The organism is Microbacterium sp. LS_15 (assembly GCF_041954735.1).
Taxonomy (GTDB): domain Bacteria; phylum Actinomycetota; class Actinomycetes; order Actinomycetales; family Microbacteriaceae; genus Microbacterium.
Map to the genome: position 1 here is coordinate 1 of NZ_JAVAYD010000001.1, position 19,391 is coordinate 19,391.

Genomic DNA, 19,391 nt, shown 5'->3' on the forward strand with positions numbered 1-19,391 from the left:
CGTCCCGGCGCACCCCGCGGCGGTCAGGGCGGCCGTCCCGGTGCTCCGTTCCAGCAGCGTCCGGGCGGCCCTGGTCGTCCCGGCGGCGCAGGCGGCCCCGGTGGTCCCGGCGCACGTCCCGGTGGCGGCGGCTTCGCCGGTCGTCCCGGTGGTGGCGGTCGCGGCCGTGGTCCCGGCGGTGGTACCGCCGGTGCCTTCGGCAAGGGCGGCGGCAAGAGCAAGCAGCGCAAGTCGCGGCGGGCGAAGCGGCAAGAGTTCGAGATGCGGAGTGCTCCTGTCGTCGGTGGCGTCAACGTCACCCGCGGCAACGGAGAGGTCATCCGCATGCGTCGCGGCGCGTCCATCGCGGACTTCGCCGACAAGATCGAGACGCTGACCGGCTACACGGTCCAGCCCGGCACGCTCGTGACGATCCTCTTCAACCTCGGCGAGATGGCCACGGCCACCGAGTCGCTGGACGAGGCGACGTTCGAGGTGCTCGGCGAGGAGCTCGGCTACAAGATCCAGATGGTCTCGCCCGAGGATGAAGACAAGGAGCTCCTCGAGGGCTTCGGTCTCGACCTCGAGGCCGAGCTGGAGGCGGAGAGCGAGGACGACCTCGAGATCCGTCCCCCGGTCGTCACCGTCATGGGTCACGTCGACCACGGTAAGACCCGACTGCTCGACGCTATCCGTCAGACCAACGTCATCGAGGGCGAAGCCGGCGGCATCACCCAGCACATCGGTGCATACCAGGTGTGGACCGAGCACGAGGGCATCGAGCGCGCGATCACCTTCATCGACACCCCGGGTCACGAGGCGTTCACCGCCATGCGTGCCCGTGGTGCGCAGGTCACCGACCTCGCGATCCTCGTGGTCGCCGCCGACGACGGCATCATGCCGCAGACGGTGGAGGCGCTGAACCACGCCCAGGCGGCGAACGTGCCGATCGTGGTCGCGGTGAACAAGGTCGACAAGCCCGAGGCCAACCCGGCCAAGGTGCGCCAGCAGCTCACCGAGTACGGCCTCGTCGCCGAGGAGTACGGCGGCGACGTCATGTTCGTCGACGTCTCGGCTCGCGCGGGCACCGGCATCCAGGAGCTGCTGGACGCCGTGCTGCTCACGGCCGACGCCGGTCTCGACCTGACCGCCAATCCGAACAAGGCCGCTCGCGGTGTCGCCATCGAGGCGAAGCTCGACAAGGGCCGTGGATCGGTTGCCACCGTGCTCATCCAGTCCGGAACGCTCCGCGTCGGTGACGCGATCGTCGCCGGTACCGCGTACGGACGTGTGCGGGCGATGGCCGACGAGAACGGCGAGCAGGTCCTCGAGGCCTACCCGTCGCGTCCGGTGCAGGTGCAGGGTCTGAACTCCGTGCCCCGCGCAGGCGATGTCTTCATCGTCACGGAGGAGGACCGCACGGCCCGCCAGATCGCCGAGAAGCGTGAGGCCGTCGAGCGCAACGCCCAGCTGGCCAAGGCCCGCAAGCGCATCTCGCTCGAGGACTTCACCCGCGCTCTCGAAGAGGGCAAGGTCGAGTCCCTCAACCTCATCATCAAGGGCGACGTGTCCGGTGCCGTCGAGGCGCTCGAGGAGTCGCTCCTCAAGATCGAGGTCGACGACTCCGTGCAGCTGCGGATCATCCACCGCGGCGTCGGCGCCATCACCGAGTCGGATGTGAACCTCGCGACGATCGACAACGCGATCATCGTGGGCTTCAACGTCCGCCCCGACACGAAGGCCCGCGAGCGTGCTCAGCGCGAGGGCGTGGACATCCGCTTCTACTCCGTGATCTACAACGCGATCGATGAGATCGAGAGCTCGCTCAAGGGCATGCTCAAGCCGGAGTACGAAGAGGTCCAGTCGGGCGTCGCCGAGATCCGCGAGGTGTTCCGCTCCTCGAAGTTCGGCAACATCGCCGGTGTCATCGTGCGATCGGGAACGATCACGCGCAACGCCAAGGCTCGCGTCATCCGCGACGGCGTGGTCATCGCCGATGGTCTCGCCATCGAGTCGCTGCGCCGCTTCAAGGACGACGTCACCGAGGTGCGTACGGATTACGAGGCCGGTATCGGCCTCGGCAAGTACAACGACATCCAGATCGGCGACGAGATCGAGACGACCGAGATGGTCGAGAAGCCTCGCGGCTGATCGGGTTCGATATCGTCGGGCGAGGGTGCGTCACGCATCCTCGCCCGACGACTTCCCAGGAGGAGAAGGAACACAATGGCTGGTGAACGACAGGCCCGACTCGCGGATCGCATCCGCGTCATCCTCGCCGAGCGTCTGGAGAAGGGGCTGCGCGACCCACGTCTCGGCTTCGTCACGATCACGGACGTGCGTGTGAGCGGCGACCTGCAGCATGCCTCGGTCTTCTACACGGTGCTGGGCACCGAGGAGGAGCGCGTCGCGAGCGGCGCCGCACTGACCTCGGCGACCGGGATGCTGCGCAGCGAGGTCGGACGACAGCTCAGCACACGCCTCGTCCCGACCCTCGAGTTCATCCCTGACGCTCTCCCGGAGAACGCGGACCACATCTCCGCCCTGCTTCGTGAGGCTCAGGAGCGAGACGCCGAGGTGGCGAAACTCGCCTCGTCGGCATCGCATGCGGGCGACGCTGACCCCTACCTGCGTGAGGACGACGACACGCGTTCGTGATGTACCGGCATCTCGCTTAAGAGCGAGAATCCGGTTGCTACCGTCGCCTTGACGAGTACATGCTCGTCTCGACCGGGGGACGGAAGCGGTGCACGGTGCGCGCGAGAAGTCGGAGGCAGAGGCCTCGGGTATCGTCGCGTTGCTCGGGCAACTCCTCGCCATCGAGATCTCGTGCGCGCCCCACGTGGTCGCGGCGCTCTACCGTCGACTCGATGGCGACGGCTCGGCAGTCCTTCAGGTGGCAGCCGTCCTCGATCCGACGCAACGCCGAGGTCTCAGACCCCTGCCGTCGCCGCTGCCCCTGGTTCCGGCGATCGAGGACGTCTCCGCCGGTCTCGCCCCCACCCCGGCTGTGAGGCGCACCCTCCTGGAGGAGGCGCTCTGTGCGACCTCACCCTGTTCGCCGTCTCACTGCGACTACGGGGAGCTGCATGGTCCGATCGGGGAGCGGATGGCGGCGTGGATCGTGGGCACCAGCACCGTCGATGAGATCGTCGCCGCCCATCGTCGGCTCGGCCGATGGTCGGCTGCTCGCGGCGATGCCACGGCCGCGGCCTGGCATCGCGCGTGCGGCGCCGATGCGCGCAACGGCGACGCGGCAGCCGAACTGCTTCGTGCGGCCGCGCGTTCCCGTCACGGCGAGGAATCGGAACGCTCTCTGCAGTTCGCCGCCGTGGCTGCGAAACACTCCACGGGCCAGCTCCGCGAGCAGGCGGTGCTGACGGCTGGCGTGTCGGCACTGGGGGCCGGGTATGCGGCCGAGGCCGCCGCCTGGCTGTCCGAGCTCGTCCGGAACGGATCCGAGGACGCCGCGCTTCTCGGTGTCGCGGCCCTGCTCGCCGCCGAGACTCATCTGCGCGGCGCCGTGCCCGCCGTCGAACCGGGCGCCCTTCGTCCGAAGTCGGGCGATCCAGGGGACTGGTACGCCTTCGCCAGAGCGGCCGCGTTCGGGGCAGGCCTGTGCGCAGAGCGGGGCGATCGTGCGGGTGCGCGCGCGTGGCTTCATGATCTGCGTCTCGCGAGCTCGAAGGTCGGTGCCGACCGCGAGCTGCGTGATCCGGTGGTCTCCCTCACCTGGCTGTTGCTCGGCGAGGGCGAGCCGGACGACGCCGCCGGATCGGGCCCTCTGACCGGGGCCGTGTATGGGGCCCTGCGCGCCGCCGCGCGGGGCGACGTCGAGGTCGGCCTCCGCATTCTCGCGGCCGGGGACTACCAGGGGGCCGAGCAGAGGGACCCGTGGATCGCGGGTTTCGAGCGGAGCCCGCTCGTCGAGGCCTATCGGACCGTCGCGGAGGCGCTGCTGCTGACCTGGCGGGGAGACGTCCATGCGGCGAGGGAGCGCCTCATCGCGGTAGCTCTCGAGTTACCGATCGCGGTGCCCTTCGCGGGCCTCGGCGTCGTCCTCGCCCGTCGACTCGATCTCGCCGTGCTCGGCAGGCTCAGCCCCTTCGCCCTGTCGGTGACGGCGGCGCTGCCCTCGCCCGCGAGGGTGGATCAGCTCGTCGATCGCGCTCTTCAGGCGCATCTCGCGGGGCGGGCCGACGAGGCTGCGACGTTTCTGCGGCTCTGGGTCGATCGCGGTTCCCCCGAGGGCATGCTGGCCGTCCCCGGTCTCGACGAAGTCCTTCCGATCGGCGTCGACGTCGACGGTGTTCGGCGGCGTGGCCTCGAACCGCCGGACATGGCGCTCGCTCGGCTGCTTCGCGTCCGTGCGTCGACGACTCCGCAGGACGTCTGGGCCCCCGAGATCGAGCACCTGGAGGAGGCGGCGCGCGGCATCCGATCTCCGTTCGAGCGCGCGCGAGTGTCGGCGGCGTTCGGACTGCGTGCGGTCATCCACCACGACGCGCGGGGCGGAAGGCGTCATCTCAGCGCCGCGCTGGCGCTGTTCGAGGAGGCCGGTGCGCTCGCGTGGGCGGGGCAGGTGGCGGAGCGCCTTCGGATCCTCGATCAGGAGGCGGAGCGCGGCGATGAGCTGGGGGATGCCGTCGCGGCAATTCGGCGGCGGTGGGAGCCCATCCTCACGCGTCGCGAGCTGGAGCTGGCGATGGCGGTGGTCGCCGGCGCGTCGAACAGGGAGATCGCGTCGACGTTCACGGTGTCGGTGCGGACGGTCGAGGTGCATCTCGGACGGATCTTCTCGAAGCTCGGCGTGCGCACACGCGTGGAGCTCATGCTGCTCGCCCTGCGCAGCGCCCGTCACGGCTGACCGTCAGTGGGGGAGGGACAGCATCTCGCCGTCTGCCTCGGCGAGACCGTCGGCGATGAGGGAGTCGATCGCGCGGTCGCGTTGCTGCGCATCCGGCCAGTCGATGAGAAGCGCTGCGAGCGGTACGCCGTGCGGTGCGGCGTCGCGCAGCGCGCGCAGGATCCTGCCCCGTGCCTGCCGGTCGGACCCCTCGAAGGCCGCCTGACGGCGCCTCGTGTCGCCGGTGTCGGGGCGTCCGGCGGCGACCCACGCGCAGGAACCCAGCAGGGGGCACCGCTCGCATCGCGGGTTCCGGGCGACGCACACGGTCGCGCCGAGTTCCATGGCTGCGGCGTTGAACACGGCGGCATCCTCGTTCGAATCGGGCAGCAGTGCCGCCATCGCCTCCAGATCGCGCCGGGACGGGGACCCGGGTTGCGCCTGCCCCAGCACCGCCCGGGCGATCACGCGACGGGTGTTGGTGTCGACGACGGGATGGCGGTCGCCGTAGGAGAAGACCGCGACGGCGCGAGCCGTGTAGTCGCCGATGCCGGACAGGCCGAGCAGGGCCTCGACGTCACGGGGGACCACCCCGTCGTGTCGCTCCGTGATCTCGATCGCGGCTCGGTGCAGCCACAGCGCGCGGCGAGGATAACCGAGGTTCGACCACTGCTGCAGCACCTCCGCCGGGGTCGCCGCAGCGAGCGCGCGCGGGGTCGGCCACTTCGTCAGCCAGGCATCCAGGTGGGGGATCACCCTGGTCACGGGCGTCTGCTGGAGCATGAACTCGCTCACGAGCGTCCCCCAGGCGCCGAAATCGTCATGGAAGGCCGCGCGTCGCCAGGGGAGGTCGCGCGCCGACTCTCGATACCATTCGATCAACGGCTGCGCCTCCATGGGGGTGGAGCGCGGAGTCGAGGACACCTCGACAGCCTATGCGACCACGCGCTCCGAGCCGTCCTACGAGGTGTGCGGCTGACGACAGCGCACGTCGTAGGCTGGGGGGATGGTCTCGCCCGGCATCCTTCTCGTCGACAAGCCCTCCGGGCTGACCAGCCACGACGTGGTCGCGCGCGTCCGCCGCGCTTTCGGCACCCGCAAGGTGGGCCACGCCGGGACGCTCGACCCGATGGCGACCGGTCTGCTCGTGATCGGCGTCGAAGGGGCGACCCGGCTGCTCACGTACATCGTCGGGGCCGACAAGACGTATGAGGCGACGATCCGGCTGGGCTCGACGACGACGACGGACGACGCGGAGGGCGAGGTGCTCACGGAGGCGGATGCCGCCACCGTGAGTGCGCTGACGGATCCGCAGCTCGCAGACGGCATCGCCGCTCTGACGGGAACCATCTCGCAGGTGCCGAGCTCGGTGTCGGCCATCAAGGTCGACGGACGGCGTGCGTACGACCGCGTTCGCGCGGGAGAGGACGTGGTGCTGGCAGCCCGCGAGGTGACCGTGTCGCGGTTCGACGAGATCCGCCGTCGCACCGGCGACGGGTTCCTCGACCTGGACGTGGTCGTCGACTGCTCGTCCGGCACCTACATCCGCTCGCTCGCCCGCGACCTCGGCGCGGCGCTGGGCGTCGGCGGCCACCTCACGGCGCTGCGACGAACCAGGGTCGGGGACTTCGACGTGAAGGATGCCGTGGGCATCGACGATCTCGTCGACGCGGTTCCGCTGACCCCGGCTGCCGCGGCCGCACGAGTCCTGACACCGCTCGCCGTCTCGGCGGACGAAGCCCGCGACCTCCGTCACGGCAAGCGCCTCGCCGGGCAGGCGTCGCGCCTGGCCGCCCCCATCGCCGCCGCCATCGATGCGGAGGGCGAACTCGTCGGCATCGTGGGCGCGCGCGGGGCGGACCTCAAGAGCGAGATGAACATGCCCGAGGGGGCGCGATGATCCTGTGGTTGACCCTCGTCCAGGTCGTGGTGGCCGCCGCGGCCGGCGTCTTCTGCGTGGCGCTCGGTCTGGCCGGTCGCCGGCCGAGCGACTACTCGGTCGGCAGCCTCGCCCTGGTCGAGCTGCTGCTCGTCGTGCAGGTGGTCGTCGCGATCGTCGCGCCGTTCGTCGGCAACCCTCCGACCGGCGACCTGCTCGAGTACTGGGTGTACCTGGTCTCCGCGGTGCTGCTCCCGATCGGGGCGGTGCTGTGGGCGCTGATGGAGCGCAGTCGGTGGAGCACCGTGATCCTCGGCGTGGCCGGCCTCGCCGTCGCGATCATGGTGTGGCGCATGTACGCGATCTGGACCATCCAGGTGGCCTGAGCGGCGCCACGCGAGCATCCGGGGCGGCACGTCCGCGCCTAGAATGGAGGGAGCTATGAGCACCCCCTCCCCCTCCACCCGCTTGACCGGCATCGGCCGTGTCCTCGTGATCGTCTACGCCGTCATGGCGCTGGCCGCGACCGGCCGCAGCTTCGTGCAGATCGTCCGGCAGTTCGACGATGCACCGCTGGCCTATGCCCTCTCGGCTCTCGCGGCGGTGGTCTACGTGCTCGCGACCCTGGCGCTGATCTTCGCCCGCCGCCCCGGGTGGTACACGGTCGCGTGGGTGGCCATCGTATTCGAGCTGACCGGAGTGCTGGTCGTCGGTGCGCTGAGCATCTTCCTGCCCGAGCTGTTCCCGCACGACACGGTCTGGTCGATGTTCGGACGCGGGTACGTGTTCATCCCTCTGGTCCTCCCGGTCTTCGGCATCTGGTGGCTCCGCACGCACCGACCCGCAGCCGTCGCGACGGAGCCCGCCTCCACCGGAGCGGTCGCGTGATCGTCTTCCGCGACCCCCGGGACGTGCCGCAGCGGTTCGGCCCCTCGGCCGTCGCGATCGGCAAGTTCGACGGCGTGCACGCGGGGCACCGCGCGGTGATCCGCCGTCTGAAAGAGGCGGCCGCCGCATCCGGCGTGGATGCCGTCGCCGTGACCTTCGATCGCAACCCTCTGGCCGTCCTGCGGCCCGACCGCTGCCCCGAGAACGTCGTCACGGTGGAGCGCAAGCTCGAACTGCTCGCCGAGCTCGACCTCGACGCGACCCTCGTCCTGACCTTCGACGAGGACCTCGCGGCGCTCACGGCGGAGGACTTCGTCGCCGACATCCTCGTCGGAGCGCTCCACGTCTCGACCGTGCTGGTCGGCGAGGACTTCCGCTTCGGACGTGGGGGAGCGGGCACCCCCGCCCTGCTGCGCGAGCTCGCACCGCAGTACGGCTTCACGGTCGAGGTCGTCGACGACGTCTACCTCGACGGCTCGGAGCGCCGGGTGTCGTCGACCTGGATCCGCGAACTGCTGATCGCCGGCGACGTCACGACCGCGGCTCGCGTGCTCGATCGCAACGTCGACGTCCGAGGCGAAGTGGTGCACGGTCTCAAGCGGGGCCGTGAACTCGGTTATCCGACCGCCAACCTGTCGGCGACCGTCGACTCGTTCGTGCCCGCGGACGGCGTCTACGCCGGCTGGCTCGTCGATCACGACACGGGTATCCGCCACCGCGCCGCGATCTCGGTCGGCACCAACCCCACGTTCGACGACGTGCTGAGGCGCCAGGTCGAGGCGCACGTGATCGGCGAGACCGGCCTCGACCTCTACGGCCACGACGTCACCGTGGAGTTCGTCGAGCGACTGCGAGGGATGGTCGCCTTCGAAGGCATCGAGAAGCTCAAGGAGCAGATGGCCGGTGACGTCGTCGAGGCCGAGCGGGTGCTGGGTCAGACCCTGAACTGAACCATCGGCGGTCACCGAGCGGCCGGTTCCGCGTGGCGCGCACTGCGCCGCGACCGTGCGATGGCATAGACTGGTCGCGGTCGTCACCGATCCTCGCGCGTCATTCGCGCATCGGTCTCGACCGGAAACACTGTTCGTACGGTCCTGGCTCACGCCACACGCGGACATCGAGAACGGCTGTCGCATCACGAGGATGCAGCGGCCTTCACGCTCAGGAGGAGCATGCCGACCACGGCAACCGCCGCCCCGCGGCGCAAGAAGACATCCCGACGCGACGATGAGGCACCCCTCATCCCGATCCTCGCGCGCAAGGTGCGCGAGATCGAGGCGAAGTCGCAGCGAGGCAAGCTCGGTCCGACGAACCGCGTGAAGTTCCAGGTCATCGCGTTCCTGGTGCGCGAAGAGCGCGCGCGCGTCAAGGCCGACGGCGAGATCACCGACGCCGCGCGCGCGGAGCTTCTCAAACGTCTCGACGGCGTGGCGACGATCCTCGCGAAGACGGCGGCGCGGGACACCTCTCTCATCCAGCTGCTCGAGGCGGACCAGGCGACCTCACCCGTCGCCAAGCGCATGCGCCGCGACTGGCTGCTCGAATCGGGCGCCGAGCTGGCACCCGAGGAGCTGATCATCGCGGACATCGCGCCGATCCAGGTCCCCGTCGTCCCGGCCGCCATCGCCGAACGCCAGGTGACGCCGCCGTCGGTCGAGGCACGCCAGCTCGCCAACCCCTTCCTCGCTCCCGACCTCACGCCTCGTGCGACCACGACCCCGCGCCGTCGGCTCGACGGCTGGGAGCTGATGGGCCCGCTGTACAAGGCGTTCGAGACGGGCGCCGGCGGATCCGCCGCCAGCATGGAGCTCCCGCCCGCGCCCGAATTCGACCATTTCTCGCCCAAGGGCCTCGAGGTGATGGTGCACCAGTCGCGCTTCCTCGAAGCGGTGCGCGCCGGACACCGCAGCTTCCTGCTCGCCGACGAGCCCGGCCTCGGCAAGACCGCGCAGTCGGTGCTCGCGGCATCCGTCGCCGGCGCCTACCCGCTGCTCGTCGTCGTGCCGAACGTGGTGAAGATGAACTGGGCTCGCGAGGTCGAGAGGTGGACGCCGCAGCGTCGAGCCACGGTGATCCAGGGCGATGGCGACGACATCGATGCCTTCGCCGACGTGTTCATCGTCAACTACGAGATCCTCGACCGGCACATGTCGTGGCTCGCCTCGATCGGCCTGCGCGGCATGGTGGTCGACGAGGCGCACTTCATCAAGAACCTCTCCTCGCAGCGGTCGCAGAACGTGCTGTCGCTCGCATCGCGAGTACGGGAGCGGACCCCCGGCGGCAAGCCGCTGCTCCTCGCGCTGACCGGCACCCCGCTCATCAACGACGTCGAGGACTTCGACGCCATCTGGCGGTTCCTCGGCTGGACCACGGGCGAGAAGCCGGGTCCCGAGCTGATGGAGAAGCTGGACGCGACCGGCCTGACGCCGGCCGACAAGTCGTTCTACCCGGAGGCGCGCGATGCCGTGATCTCGATGGGCATCGTCCGGCGAAAGAAGAAGGACGTCGCCGCCGACCTGCCGGACAAGCTCATCGCCGATCTGCCGGTGCAGCTCGACGACGAGTTCGGGCGCAGCATCCGCCAGGCCGAGCGCGAACTGGGGGAGCGGCTCGCCGCCCGCTATCGGCGCATCATCGAGGCGCGCGGCGACCGCGGTCTCGCACCCGGCGAGATCGACGACGACATCGTGCGTCTCGTCGCGCAGAACGAGCTGGAGGAGTCGAAAGCCGCCGGTACGGGCGGTGACAACGTCTTCACCATGGTGCGGCGCATCGGTCAGGCCAAGGCGCAGCTCGCCGCCGACTACGCCGCTCAGCTGCAGCGGTCGGTCGGCAAGGTCGTCTTCTTCGCCAAGCACATCGACGTCATGGACCAGGCCGAGGCGCACTTCGCCGCAGCCGGGATCCGCTCGGTGTCGATCCGCGGCGACCAGACCACGACCACGCGTCAGCAGGCGATCGATGACTTCAACGGCGACCCCGAGGTGGGTATCGCCGTCTGCTCGCTCACGGCCGCCGGTGTCGGTCTGAACCTGCAGGCGGCCTCGAACGTCGTGCTCGCCGAGCTGTCGTGGACGGCCGCCGAGCAGACGCAGGCCATCGACCGTGTGCACCGCATCGGTCAGGGCGAGCCGGTCACGGCATGGCGCATCATCGCCGCGCACACCGTCGACACGAAGATCGCCGAGCTCATCGACCAGAAGCAGGGGCTCGCGGCTCGCGCGCTCGACGGCGAGGCGACCGACGAGGCCGCAGCGGAGCCCGTGCAGCTCGGGGCCCTCATGCACCTGCTGCGTCAGGCGCTCGGCGGAGCCTGACGGCGGGTCGGAATCGGCGTCAAGAATCACGATTCTTGACGCCGATTTCCCGTCTCCGGAGGGTGATCGGCGAACATCTCGCGAATCGTCTCGATCCGACGGCAAGATCTCCGGTTTTCGGCGGTCGGAATGGCGCGCGGTCGCCCGGTGCCGCTAGTGTCGATCGCAGGCAGCGTCGCCTTTTCCCCTTTCCCGAACCCGTCTGAGGCAAGCATGAAGATCGGCATCCTGACGAGCGGCGGCGACTGCCCCGGACTCAACGCGGTCATCCGCGGCATCGTGCTCAAGGGCACCACCACCTACGACCTCGAGTTCGTCGGCATCCGCGACGGCTGGCGCGGCGTGGTCGACGGGGACTTCTTCCCGCTCACCCGTCACGAGGTGAAGGGTCTCTCGAAGGTCGGCGGCACGATCCTCGGCACCAGCCGGACGAACCCGTACGAGGGCGAGCGCGGCGGTGCCGAGAACATCGCCAAGACGCTCTACGGCCACAAGATCGACGGCATCATCGCGATCGGCGGCGAGGGGACCCTCGCTGCGGCCGACCGTCTCGCGAAGGACGGCATCAACGTCATCGGCGTGCCGAAGACGATCGACAACGACCTGCGAGCCACCGACTACTCGTTCGGCTTCGACACCGCCGTCAACATCGCCACGGATGCGATGGACCGCCTCCGCACGACCGGCGACTCGCATCAGCGCTGCATGGTCGCCGAGGTCATGGGGCGGCACGTCGGGTGGATCGCCCTGCACGCGGGCATGGCGGCGGGCGCGCACGCGATCCTCATCCCCGAGGTGCCGCAGACCCTCGAGGAGATCACCGCCCTCGTCACGAGCGCACACGACCGCGGACGCGCTCCGCTCGTCGTCGTCTCCGAGGGGTTCAAGCTGCAGGGCATGGACGAGGCCTACAGCGACAAAGGCCTCGACGCCTTCAACCGTCCTCGCCTCGGAGGCATCGGCGACCAGCTGGCGCCGGAGATCGAGCGGATCACCGGCATCGAGACCCGTGCGACGATCCTCGGTCACATCCAGCGCGGCGGTTCGCCGTCGGCCTTCGACCGCGTGCTCGCGACGCGCCTCGGCCTGCACGCCGCCGACGCGATCGTCGACGGAGCCTGGGGTCAGATGGTCGCCATGCAGGGCACCGACATCGTCCGCGTGCCTTTCGCCGAAGCGCTCGGCGAGCTCAACACGGTTCCGCGCAGCCGCTACGACGAGGCCGCAGCGCTCTTCGGCTGAGCCGTCGTTCCGAGATCAGGAGAAACGCCTGAGATCAGGACGATGCTGATGAGGCACTCCCGGTCTGGGGCGACCCTCCTGATCTCGGCGCCGGATCCGTGTCAGGCGAGACCGACCGTGTCGAGGATCCACGCGAGCTCGAAGGCGCGCTCTTTCCAGGAGTTGTAGCGTCCGCTCACACCGCCGTGCCCGGCGACCATCTCGCACTTGAGTAGCACATCGCGGGCGCCGGCTGCGCGCAGCGCGGCGACCCACTTGGCGGGCTCGACATACGCCACGCGGGAGTCGTTGAGAGACGTGACGGCCAGGATGCGGGGGTAGACCGAACCGTCGCCGATGTTCTCGTACGGCGTGTACGACTTCATATACGCGTAGACGTCGGCGTCGTGCAGCGGGTCGCCCCACTCGTCCCACTCGATGACGGTGAGGGGGAGCGACGGGTCGAGGATGGTCGTGAGCGCATCGACGAACGGCACGGCCGCGAGCACCCCCGCGAACAGCTCGGGAGCGAGGTTGGCGATCGCGCCCATGAGGAGACCGCCCGCACTGCCGCCCTCCGCGACGAGGAGCTCCGGGGCGGTGACGCCGTCGGCCACGAGATGCTCGGCGCACGCTACGAAATCCGTGAAGGTGTTGCGCTTCTGCAGGAGCTTCCCGTCCTCGTACCACTGTCGGCCCATCTCGCCGCCGCCGCGGACGTGCGCGACGGCGAACACGATGCCGCGGTCGAGCTCCGAGAGTCGCGCGACCGAGAACCCGGGGTCGATCGAGTGCTCGTACGACCCGTATCCGTACAGGTGCACCGGGCGGGGAGCGTCGCCCGGTGCGCCGAACGAGCGTTTCCAGACGAGGGAGATCGGCACTCGGGTGCCGTCGGATGCCGTCGCCCACGAGCGCCGCTGGTCGTAGTCCTGCGGGTCGTACCCGCCCAGCACGGCGACCTGCTTGCGCAGCACCAGCTCGCGTGTCGCCAGGTCCAGCTCGTAGACCGTCCCCGGCGTGACGAACGAGGTGTATCCGAGTCGCAGGAAGGGCGAGTGCCATTCGGGGTTCCCGCTCACGCCCGCCGAGTACAGCGGTTCGTCGAAGGTCACGTCCTCGATCGCGTCGGTGGCGTAGTCGAGCAGCCCGACGCGTTCCAGTCCCTCGCTGCGGTACTCGACCGTGGCGAAGTCGCGGAAGGCGTCCATGCCGAGCAGCCGCCGACCGGGCTCGTGCGGCACGACCACGCGTCGCTCGCCCTGCGGGTCGGCAGCGTCGACGGAGACGAGCTCGAAGTCCAGCGCGCCGTCGTTGTGCAGGATGTACAGTCGGTCCTCGCCGTCGACGACGGCGTGCTCGAGCGAGTACTCGACGCCCTCCTGCCGCGGCCACACCAGCTGCGGGGCCGCCGTGAGATCGCCCGTGAGATCGACGAGGTGCTCCTCGCTGGTGATGCTCGACCCCACGGCGATCACGAGGTAGCGGCGGCTGCGGGTGATGCCCGCACCGAGCCAGAACTTCTCGTCGGGCTCGTGGAAGAGCTGCACGTCGTCTGCGAGCGGAGTGCCGAGGCGGTGCAGCCACAGCGTGTCGGGCCGCCAGGCGTCGTCGCGCGTCGTGTAGACGACACCGCTGCCGTCGGGGGTGAAGAAGGCGCTGCCGGTGTCGGGGATCTCGTCAGGCAGCAGCTCGCCGGTACGGAGGTCGCGCACGTGCACCGTGTACAGCTCGTCGCCCTCGAAGTCGGTCGACCACAGCAGCAGCGTCGCGTCGTCCGAGGTGTCGAAGGCGCCGAGGGAGAAGAACTCGTGCCCGTCGGCCTCGACGTCGCCGTCGAGCAGCACGACTTCGCCGGGCACGGGGACGCCGGGCTGCAGCACCGGGGGAGTCCAGTCGTCGGCGGTCGCGGCGGTGCGGCAGTGGATGCCATACTGCGCGCCCTCCTCGCTGCGGCTGTAGTACCACCAGTCGCCGCGCCGGGTGGGCACGGAGAGGTCGGTCTCCTGCACACGCCCCTTGATCTCCTGGAACAGGGTCTCGCGGAGCGCGGAGAGGTGCGCGAGCTCTTGCTGCGTGTGCTCGTTCTCGCTCTCGAGATGCCGGATCACCTCGGGGGATTCCTTGTCGCGCAGCCACTCGTACGGATCGTCGAACGTGTCGCCGTGATGCGTGCGGAGGGTGGAACGGCGGGCGGCGATCGGAGCATCAGTCACCCTCTCCACGCTAGTCCAGGTCGAGTTGACCGGCACCCGAGTGGGTGGGAGGATCTACCGGGGCCGGTTAACGGAAGTCAAACCCACGGTGAACTCTTCGTTCATCACGTCGATCCCGTCGACACTCCCTCTTCCCGACGACCGAAAGAGAACGGTGGAAACCGCAGTCCTCATCGTCGTGCTGGTGATCGCGCTGGCACTCTTCTTCGACTTCACCAACGGGTTCCACGACACCGCGAACGCGATGGCCACGCCCATCGCCACGGGTGCTCTGAAGCCCAAGACCGCCGTGCTCCTGGCCGCGGTGCTGAACCTCGTCGGCGCGTTCCTGTCGACCGAGGTGTCCAAGACCGTGTCGCACGGGATCATCCGCGAAGACAGCATGCAGGGCGAGCTGTTCCTGCCGATGATCTTCGCCGGGTTGATCGGCGCGATCACCTGGAACATGCTGACGTGGCTGCTCGGGCTTCCCTCGAGCTCGTCTCACGCCCTGTTCGGCGGACTCATCGGCGCCACGCTCGTCGGCGTCGGCGTGGGCGGCATCGACTTCGGGATGGTGCTGTCGAAGATCATCCTCCCCGCCCTGATCGCGCCGCTCACGGCGGGCATCATCGCGTTCGCCGCGACCAAGATCGCCTACTCGATCACGCGCCGTTACGACGGCAAACCCGACGGACGCGACGGGTTCCGCTGGGGTCAGATCTTCACCTCGTCGCTCGTCGCGCTCGCGCACGGCACCAACGACGCGCAGAAGACCATGGGCGTCATCACGCTCGCCCTCATCGCGGTCGGCTGGCAGAACAGCGAGCAGGCCGATCCTCACCTCTGGGTGATCATCGCGTGTGCGGTGACGATCGCGCTCGGCACGTACCTCGGCGGATGGCGCATCATCCGCACCCTCGGCAAGGGCCTCACCGAGGTCAAGCCGGCGCAGGGGTTCTCGGCCGAGAGCTCGACCGCCGCGACCATCCTCGCTTCGAGCGCCTTCGGATTCGCTCTCTCGACCACCCAGGTCGCCTCGGGCTCGGTGATCGGCTCCGGTCTCGGCCGCCGCGGTTCCACCGTCCGCTGGCGGACGGCCGGACGCATCGCCATCGGCTGGCTGCTCACGCTTCCCGCGGCGGGTGCCGTGGGTGCCGTCGCGGCTCTGCTCGTCAACTGGCTCGGCAACTGGGGCATCGCGATCGACGCCGTGCTCGCACTCGCCGTGATCGTCGGTCTCTTCCTCCGCTCGCGTCGTGACGCGGTGACGTCTGCGAATGCGATGAGCGACGTGGCCGAGTCGGGCCTCGCGGTCGAGCTTCCCGACACCCCTCCGCCCACACGCCGCCAGCAGCGCATCGCCCAGGCGAAGGCCGAGGCCAAGGCCCGCGCAGACGCCCGCGAGAAGGCGAAGGCGAAGTCCAAGGCGGACGCCAAGGCGAAGGCGGATGCGAAGGCAGGCGCGAAGAGCAAGCAGCGCGCGGCGGAGGCCCCGGAGAAAGCGCCGGTGGTCACCGACCGAGCGGATGACACGACAGGGGAGGAGCCGCGATGAGCGTCGACATCGACTGGGGTGCGTTCCTGCAGGTCTTCGCAGCGGCACTGCTGGGCGCCTGCGCCGTCGTCACGTTCTATGCGCTCGGCCTGCGCCTGCTGGTGCGCAGCGGCCATGCGCCCGTCGTGAGCCCTGCGGAGTTCACGGACGCGATCACCGTCGTCACCGAGAAGGAGCTCAAGCGCGCGGCGAAGCAGGCGGCGAAGGCGGCGCGCAAGAGTCCGCTCACCGACGGGCAGAAGCGGATCTCGCTGGTCGGCGCCTACGCCTGCTTCGCGCTGTGTGCGGCGGCGGTCGTCGTCGGCATCCTCATCATCGTCGTCGGTCACTGACGCCGCTCCGGCGGCCGACCGCCGCGATCAGCGCAGCAGCCCGGCGACGAGGTCGTCGATGATGTCGTCGGTCGACGTCTCGGGATCGATGGGGGCGGTGAGGCGATCGAGCAGGAGCCCGTCGATCGCGTAGTGGAACAGGGCGATCTCGCGACGACCGCCCGGCAGTCCCGCTGCGCTGTTGAACGCGACATCGCCTTCGAACCCGGCCCGCTGCCACGCGCCGAGGAGCGCGGCCAGCTCCGGGCGTCGGCTGCTCTCGAGCCGCAGCTCGAACAGGGCGAGAGTGACGTCGCGGTCGTCGCTCAGGCGACGGACGATGTCGCGCAGATAGTCGGCGAAGAGCGCGGGACTCGGGCTGCCGTCGGCGCGCCGCGCGAGATCGTCGTCAGTGGGAGCCAGCCGTTCGCCGATGCGCTCGACCAAGCCCTCGATCAGCGACTCGCGACTGCGGAAGTAGTTCGACGTCGTCCCGATCGGGATTCCCGCCTCCTGATCGACCGCTCGGTGCGTGAGCCCGCGCGAGCCCTCTGCCGCGAGGATGCGCAGTCCGGCATCCGCGATCGCCCGACGCCTGGTCTCGTTCTTCGCCATGACAGCACTCTATCGAGATCACTACAGTTGACGTGGTGGGCGCGGTGTTCTCGCGTCGGGGGCTCCGCCTAGGCTGGACGCATGTCAGCGCCCTCCGCGAGCGAGTACGTCTTCGGCAGGCACCGCCCCGCCTCCCACGTGATCGTCCACGTCAGCGACCCGCACTTCCTCGCGGGCGGCCGGCGACTGGGCGGACGATACGACGTCGAAGCCACGTTCGCGCGCACGCTCGACGCGATCAGGGCCGTGCACCCGCATCCCTCAGCGATCGTGGTCACCGGTGATCTCGCCGACCTGGGCGAGCCGGACGCCTACCGCCGACTCCGCGCCGCGGTCGAACCGGTCGCGGCAGAACTCGGGACGGTCGTCGTCTGGGTCGCGGGCAATCACGACGAACGCCCCGCCCTCCGCGAGGGACTGCTCGATCTGCCGCCGACCCAGGAGCCGGTGACCGGTGTCTGGGACCTCGACGGTCTTCGACTCGTGGCCCTCGACTCGACCGTTCCAGGCTGGCACCACGGCGATCTCGACGACGCGCAGCTGGAGTGGCTGGCGGGCGTCCTCCGTGAACCGGCACCGCACGGCACCCTGCTCGCGATGCACCATCCACCGCTTCCCAGCCACCTGCCCCTGTTCGACATCCTGGAGCTGCGCCGCCAGGACGAACTCGCCGAGGTGATCCGCGGAACGGACGTGCGCGGCATCCTCGCCGGCCACCTGCACTATTCGTCGCACGGGATGTTCGCGGGAGTCCCCGTGAGCGTGTCGTCGGCCACCTGCTACACCATGAACGTCGCGAAGCCCGCGCCGGACGTCAACGGGATGGATGCCGCGCAGGCGTTCCAGCTCGTCCACGTCCGTCCCGAGACGATCACCCACACGGTGGTGCCGGTGACGGATGCCGCGACCGGCGACTACTTCTCCGAGGCGTGGCTGGAGGAGATGGCGGCGCTGACCCCGGAGGAGCGTCTCGAGGCGTTCTCGCGCAAGCGCTGACGCGCCGTCGTATCCCTGGCAGCGCATGCGCGCGGGCGTAGACTTGGGGCATCCCCCGCTTCCACACTCGCCACTACCCACAAGGATGTGACATGGCTTCTGCCGCGCCCGCTCTGACCCGCACCGAGACCGATTCTCTGGGAAGCATGGAGATCCCCGTCGACGCGTACTGGGGGATCCACACGGCCCGCGCCGACGCGAACTTCCCGATCACGAAGCGCCCGATCTCGGTGTACCCCGATCTCGTCGTGGCCCTCGCCATGGTGAAGCAGGCGAGCGCGCGGGCGAATCGGGAGATCGGAGTCCTCGACGCCGAGCGCGCCGACCTGATCGATCGGGCGGCGCAGCGGGTGATCGACGGCGAGTTCCACGACCAGTTCACGGTCGGCGTCATCCAGGGCGGCGCCGGCACCTCGACGAACATGAACGCGAACGAGGTCATCACCAACATCGCGCTCGAGATGGCGGGTCGCGAGAAGGGCGACTACTCGTACCTCTCGCCCATCGACCACACCAATCGCAGCCAGTCGACCAACGACGTGTACCCGACCGCCGTGAAGATCGGCCTCTCGCTCACGCTTCGCTCGCTGCTGGAGGAGTTGGACCTGCTGCGGGTGTCCTTCCTGCACAAGTCGCAGGAGTTCCACGACGTGCTCAAGGTCGGCCGCACCCAGCTGCAGGACGCGGTGCCGATGACGCTCGGCCAGGAGTTCCACGGTTTCGCGAGCACTCTCGGCTACGACCACACGCGGCTGACCGAGAACGCCTCGCTCATGTTCGAGATCAACATGGGCGCCACGGCGATCGGCACCGGCATCACGACCCATGTCGACTACGCTCCGGCAGTGCTCAAGCACCTGCGCGAGATCACCGAGCTCGACCTCGTGACGGCCGGCGACCTCGTCGAGGCGACGAGCGACACGGGATCGTTCATGTCGTTCTCGTCGACGCTCAAGCGCAACGCCATGAAGCTGTCGAAGATCTGCAACGACCTCCGTCTGCTGTCCTCCGGCCCGCAGGCGGGGCTCGGTGAGATCAACCTCCCGGCGATGCAGGCGGGTTCCAGCATCATGCCCGGCAAGGTCAACCCGGTGATCCCCGAGGTCGTGAACCAGGTCGCTTTCGCCGTCGCCGGCGCCGACATGACGGTCACGATGGCGGCGGAGGCCGGGCAGCTGCAGCTGAATGCCTTCGAGCCCGTCATCGCGCACTCGATCTTCCAGTCGATCACCTGGATGCGGCAGGCCATGTGGACCCTGCGGGTCAACTGCGTCGACGGCATCACTGCCAACCGCGACCGTCTGGGCGCGATGGTCGGCGCGTCGGTGGGCGTCATCACGGCTCTCACGCCGTTCATCGGCTACGCGGCCGCTGCTGCCCTCGCGAAGACGGCGCTGCTGACCAACCGCAACGTCGCCGACCTCGTGGTCGAAGCAGGCCTCATGTCGCGCGACGAGGTCACGAAGCAGCTGTCGCCGGCCCGCCTCTCCGGGCTCGAGGCCGTGACGGCCGCGATTCCCGTGATCACGCCCGAGGACCTCATCGAGATCTGATCCGCTCACGACGACGGCCCCGGTGTTCGCACC

Annotated in this window: 16 protein-coding genes; 13 read left to right on the forward strand and 3 right to left on the reverse strand. The window is 69.4% G+C overall.

The annotated features are described in order from the left end of the window. From infB to RAC69_RS00015, 3 genes are all read left to right on the forward strand, one after another. On the forward strand, nucleotides 1-2,130 hold a 2,130-nt coding region (infB, locus tag RAC69_RS00005), incomplete at its 5' end, for a translation initiation factor IF-2 (protein WP_375084327.1). Between the two features lie 75 nt (nucleotides 2,131-2,205). Continuing rightward, complete coding sequence (rbfA, locus tag RAC69_RS00010; protein WP_375084329.1) at nucleotides 2,206-2,637, forward strand: 30S ribosome-binding factor RbfA; 432 nt, start codon at nucleotides 2,206-2,208, stop codon at nucleotides 2,635-2,637. 466 nt (nucleotides 2,638-3,103) lie between these two features. Beyond that, nucleotides 3,104-4,846 carry a LuxR C-terminal-related transcriptional regulator gene (locus tag RAC69_RS00015; RefSeq protein ID WP_375084330.1) on the forward strand — a complete coding sequence of 581 codons (1,743 nt, stop codon included), beginning with the start codon at nucleotides 3,104-3,106 and terminating at the stop codon, nucleotides 4,844-4,846. Nucleotides 4,847-4,849: 3 nt separating this feature from the next. Here RAC69_RS00015 and RAC69_RS00020 read toward each other — a convergent pair whose 3' ends face one another. Next, nucleotides 4,850-5,722: an A/G-specific adenine glycosylase gene (locus tag RAC69_RS00020; protein ID WP_375085276.1), complete on the reverse strand. Its 873-nt coding sequence runs from the start codon at nucleotides 5,720-5,722 to the stop codon at nucleotides 4,850-4,852. Nucleotides 5,723-5,831: 109 nt separating this feature from the next. Here RAC69_RS00020 and truB point away from each other — a divergent pair, with 109 nt between their 5' ends. The 6 genes from truB to RAC69_RS00050 all read left to right on the forward strand — a co-directional run bounded on the left by truB (nucleotide 5,832) and on the right by RAC69_RS00050 (nucleotide 12,151). Continuing rightward, nucleotides 5,832-6,725, forward strand: a complete 894-nt coding sequence (gene truB, locus RAC69_RS00025; RefSeq protein ID WP_375084331.1) for a tRNA pseudouridine(55) synthase TruB — start codon at nucleotides 5,832-5,834, stop codon at nucleotides 6,723-6,725. Beyond that, nucleotides 6,722-7,090: a hypothetical protein gene (locus tag RAC69_RS00030; protein WP_341934790.1), complete on the forward strand. Its 369-nt coding sequence runs from the start codon at nucleotides 6,722-6,724 to the stop codon at nucleotides 7,088-7,090. The genes truB and RAC69_RS00030 overlap by 4 nt, the downstream gene beginning before the upstream one ends. Nucleotides 7,091-7,145: 55 nt before the next feature. Continuing rightward, nucleotides 7,146-7,592 (forward strand): hypothetical protein, encoded by a 447-nt coding sequence (locus tag RAC69_RS00035; RefSeq protein WP_375084332.1) that lies wholly within the window; start codon nucleotides 7,146-7,148, stop codon nucleotides 7,590-7,592. Beyond that, complete coding sequence (locus RAC69_RS00040; RefSeq protein WP_375084333.1) at nucleotides 7,589-8,542, forward strand: bifunctional riboflavin kinase/FAD synthetase; 954 nt, start codon at nucleotides 7,589-7,591, stop codon at nucleotides 8,540-8,542. Before RAC69_RS00035 ends, RAC69_RS00040 begins: the two co-directional genes overlap by 4 nt. 222 nt (nucleotides 8,543-8,764) lie before the next feature. Beyond that, nucleotides 8,765-10,909: a DEAD/DEAH box helicase gene (locus RAC69_RS00045; protein WP_375084334.1), complete on the forward strand. Its 2,145-nt coding sequence runs from the start codon at nucleotides 8,765-8,767 to the stop codon at nucleotides 10,907-10,909. A 213-nt stretch (nucleotides 10,910-11,122) separates the two neighbouring features. Continuing rightward, nucleotides 11,123-12,151 carry an ATP-dependent 6-phosphofructokinase gene (locus RAC69_RS00050; RefSeq protein WP_096714963.1) on the forward strand — a complete coding sequence of 343 codons (1,029 nt, stop codon included), beginning with the start codon at nucleotides 11,123-11,125 and terminating at the stop codon, nucleotides 12,149-12,151. 101 nt (nucleotides 12,152-12,252) lie between these two features. Here the strand turns inward: RAC69_RS00050 and RAC69_RS00055 are convergent, their stop codons facing one another. Next, on the reverse strand, nucleotides 12,253-14,346 hold the full coding sequence (locus RAC69_RS00055; RefSeq protein ID WP_375084335.1) for a S9 family peptidase: 2,094 nt from the start codon (nucleotides 14,344-14,346) through the stop codon (nucleotides 12,253-12,255). Between the two features lie 154 nt (nucleotides 14,347-14,500). On the opposite strand from RAC69_RS00055, the gene RAC69_RS00060 reads away from it, so the two are divergent. Together RAC69_RS00060 and RAC69_RS00065 are read left to right on the forward strand one after the other, a co-directional pair. Continuing rightward, nucleotides 14,501-15,883 carry an inorganic phosphate transporter gene (locus RAC69_RS00060; RefSeq protein ID WP_341934785.1) on the forward strand — a complete coding sequence of 461 codons (1,383 nt, stop codon included), beginning with the start codon at nucleotides 14,501-14,503 and terminating at the stop codon, nucleotides 15,881-15,883. Next, on the forward strand, nucleotides 15,880-16,215 hold the full coding sequence (locus RAC69_RS00065) for a peptidase (RefSeq protein WP_341934784.1): 336 nt from the start codon (nucleotides 15,880-15,882) through the stop codon (nucleotides 16,213-16,215). Before RAC69_RS00060 ends, RAC69_RS00065 begins: the two co-directional genes overlap by 4 nt. 27 nt (nucleotides 16,216-16,242) lie before the next feature. Here RAC69_RS00065 and RAC69_RS00070 read toward each other — a convergent pair whose 3' ends face one another. Then, complete coding sequence (locus RAC69_RS00070; protein ID WP_375084336.1) at nucleotides 16,243-16,809, reverse strand: TetR/AcrR family transcriptional regulator; 567 nt, start codon at nucleotides 16,807-16,809, stop codon at nucleotides 16,243-16,245. Between the two features lie 81 nt (nucleotides 16,810-16,890). Here RAC69_RS00070 and RAC69_RS00075 point away from each other — a divergent pair, with 81 nt between their 5' ends. After that, nucleotides 16,891-17,805: a phosphodiesterase gene (locus tag RAC69_RS00075; RefSeq protein WP_375084337.1), complete on the forward strand. Its 915-nt coding sequence runs from the start codon at nucleotides 16,891-16,893 to the stop codon at nucleotides 17,803-17,805. Between the two features lie 92 nt (nucleotides 17,806-17,897). Next, nucleotides 17,898-19,358: an aspartate ammonia-lyase gene (locus RAC69_RS00080; RefSeq protein ID WP_341934781.1), complete on the forward strand. Its 1,461-nt coding sequence runs from the start codon at nucleotides 17,898-17,900 to the stop codon at nucleotides 19,356-19,358. Nucleotides 19,359-19,391 lie beyond the last annotated feature (33 nt).